The sequence below is a fragment of the Buttiauxella sp. S19-1 genome, assembly GCF_022134725.1.
In the GTDB taxonomy this organism is placed as follows: Bacteria; Pseudomonadota; Gammaproteobacteria; order Enterobacterales; family Enterobacteriaceae; genus Buttiauxella; species Buttiauxella ferragutiae.
This window is the reverse complement of sequence record NZ_JAHWLU010000210.1, coordinates 1-3,273: the sequence shown is the minus strand read 5'-3', so window position 1 is coordinate 3,273 and position 3,273 is coordinate 1. Positions and strand designations below refer to the sequence as shown.

General features: G+C 49.6%; 1 protein-coding gene. It reads right to left on the bottom strand.

Going from position 1 to position 3,273, the window contains the following annotated elements:
- The coding region (locus MES37_RS23870; protein WP_273695248.1) for a peroxidase family protein at window positions 1-2,906 on the bottom strand (2,906 nt) is incomplete at its 3' end.
- Window positions 2,907-3,273 lie beyond the last annotated feature (367 nt).

Below are 3,273 nucleotides of genomic sequence, written 5' to 3'. Positions count from 1 at the left end.
AACCCGTCACCGCCTTCGAGCCAGTCATCGCCTTCGTTACCCAGCAGCGCATCACCGCCCGAACCACCGAGCACAAAGTCATTATCCCGGCCAGCAAACACTTCCTGTGCATCTTCGCCTACCACCACAAAATCACTGCCGCTGCCGCCGAAGACCAGATCGTTGCCGTTACCGGAGAAGATCACATCGTGGCCGCCATCGCCATGCAGGAAGTCGGCATCACCCACAGGTGTGCCAGTGTCGGTAATAATGTCATCACCGTCACCGCCGTGAACTACGTCGGCTTCATCGCCACCATCAAGCCGGTCATCACCAGCGTCACCCCACAGGCTGTCGATGCCTTTACCGCCGATTAACGTATCGTTGCCCGCGGACCCTCCTAGTACCACGTGCCCATCACCAGTGTATTTAAGATAACCGCCGTCAGCCGCACCATCACCGTCCACATCCTGAGAGGCAGCGCGCCGTGTCATCAGCGGCGTCAACAAGTCTTTAAGCGGGTTACCCCAGGTTGGGTCGGCTTCGGTTTGCAGCGCCTGGTTCACTTCGAAAATATGGTCTGGGGTCTGGAACAGGTTAGCGGGCAGGTGAGATGAACCGATTTCGCCCAGATCGCTGTTGCGCATCACCAGTGCGGAAAACGAGTTGGCTTCCAGCTCATTGAGCATGTTCAGCCCCTGAGCACGGCTCAGGTAGTAGAAGCGGTCGCCGTCTTGCAGCAATTCCATTTGCGTTTCAAAGACAAAGTTGAAGGTTGAGCCGAGCATCCCGCCAAACTCATTTTTGCGCTCCGCTAGCCCGCCAATCCAGAAGTCGACCATATTCAGGCCGGATTCTTTGGTCGCCCAGGCACCGGTACTGTTGAAGAAATCCATCGCATCAGCAGGTGGTGGGGTGTTCGGTCCATCGCCGAACAGCAGGAAGTTCACCGCGGCACGTTTGCCTTCGATGGTGGTGGCACTCAGAATCAACTCATGCTGCCCGTAAGCGGCCATAAAGTTGATGATGGAAGCCGGATTTTTCAGGTAAGTGGTAAAATCAGCCCAGCTGGTATAAGGCCGTAATTCACTGTTAGCGCTTAATTCAAAGAATTGTGCGCGAGCCTGATTCAGGGTCGGCATCGCCGTATCACGGCCTCGGGCAATGTTCAGTGCGCCTAAATCAAGCGGCAGGCCAATCAGGTTATTACGCAGGGCATCGGTAATAAATTCATCAATTTCGTTACCAACTTGCCGCGTCATACCGCGCACAATCGCGCCAATCGCCTGTTCATCAGAAACCGCTTCGCTGTTGATCTGATTAAAGGCCAGCGGGTTGAGGAACGCTTCAATCAGGCCAATATCACCATCTTGCATAGCGATATCGGTACGCGCGACGGTTTCTGTCAGCATTGAGTGGCCAAAGCGGTAAACCACGTGAGCAAACTCAGCAAAGATAGCTGGGTTAATATCCGCACTGTTGGAGAAGACAAACGGGTCAACGGCGGGTTGCACAGTACGCGCAAACTCTTCGAAGACCAAGTGCTGATACTGCATTTCTGTGGTGAAACGACCCGCCTGGAATAAGTATTCGCCGTTCCACACCAGGGTGCCGGTATCGGCTGGCAACTCAGTTATCTGGTGTGACGGCATTAACCATTGGTTGATAAGGTCAATATCGCCGGTTCCCAGAATCGTGGTTTTATACTCTTCCACCAGGCGGTTATGTTCGCTGTGGAATACCGCGTGTACTGCGGTTAAACCAATGTTTTCATTGCCGCGCCCGTCACCAGTTATAAAGTGTCGGTCGAGCAGTTCATTATCGTAGGTGCCCGCAGCCTGCTCGCCACCAATCACATTGTCGTCATCAGCCACCAGTCCTTTTGGCGTCGCCGTGTGGGCAATGTCATCAAGAAACGCGTGTCCGGTACGGAAGGTATTCGCGGATAAAGCCTCACCGTTGGCTTCAACCAACCCAGCGGTGGTGACAATCTGCACTTTACCGTTTTCACTTAGGATCAAATTACCGTAGCGGTCGGTTGCCAGCAGCGGAACATTAAACACGTCTTGATCGGTGAGTTTAATACCGAGAATATGTTCAGCCTGGAATTTTACATCAGCCCAGGTTGCCAGTCCGCCATTAACACCACCTAATAAATTACCGGTAGGCTCAGGCTTACCATCAATTAATAGATATTCGCGGATGAATATTTGATGTGACGGGTGGGAAGTGTAAGTTTGGTTTTGATCGATGAATGGGGTAGTGAGGTTTTTCGTTTCATGATTAGCATCAACTTCTGCCCGGGTTAATATCATGAAATTAGTGGGTGAGTCTTTAACCCATAAAGGGTCATCAGGTTGTAACGGAATAAAGACAATTCCGTTTCCTCCTTTGGGTATCAGATCCAAACCGTGGTCAAAGAACTGGCCGAAGAAGGTCATCCAGCCATTAAAAGCGGGGGATAGCCCGACATCGGGAGACAAGTTAGGAATCGACAAGCTGCCATTATCGGATTCTTTACCACCCCCTGGGGCATCAGCTAGACCTTCGTGTGCTTCGACTGCTGCGGGGTTTGAATTGGTTTGATCGGATATTAAGTTACTGATAATACGTGGGTCTGCATCGACAACCATGCCTCCGATTTGGGTATAACTGGTTGACGCATCCGCATCTTGCCAGTTTAACGCGGTTAATCTTGGCATGGTTTGGTCGGCGGAACCGTAGAGCTCCTGACCTGGCAGAAGGTTATTCCAGGAACCATCGACGGTGCGCAATCCATACGGCAATAATGGGCTGGAAACAGCATCGCGTAGTACATCACCATTGATAGTGCCATCTGGGTTTGTCGCGGCTTCAGATATTTTTATCTGCTTAAGGATAAAAGCAAGATCGTGAAGTGTGACAGTAAAGTCATATTGTGAGGCCATAGATAATTACCCCTATGTTTACCTTTTATAAGCTATCATCACTCGTTTCCGCCATGTTTGAAAATTGACAGATGAATGAACCGTATTCATAAAACAAATTAGCTGTGTGTAATAAATTGGCTAAATTCCTTTTTATTTAATTTAGAATATCGACGACCTGTTTTGAGTAATTCTCCTTGTATAATACTTAGCGCGGTAAGTTTATTTCATCCATTTACGACAAGCATTCAGGCAAGTTCCAGGCGGCTTCAGCCCTTTGAATCTGCAAATGAATTCAAAGCGATTGGATTTATAAAGATAAACATTACCGAGCTTGATGGCGTATTGAGATTTCAATCTCACGTTACATTTTTTTATAATTATAACT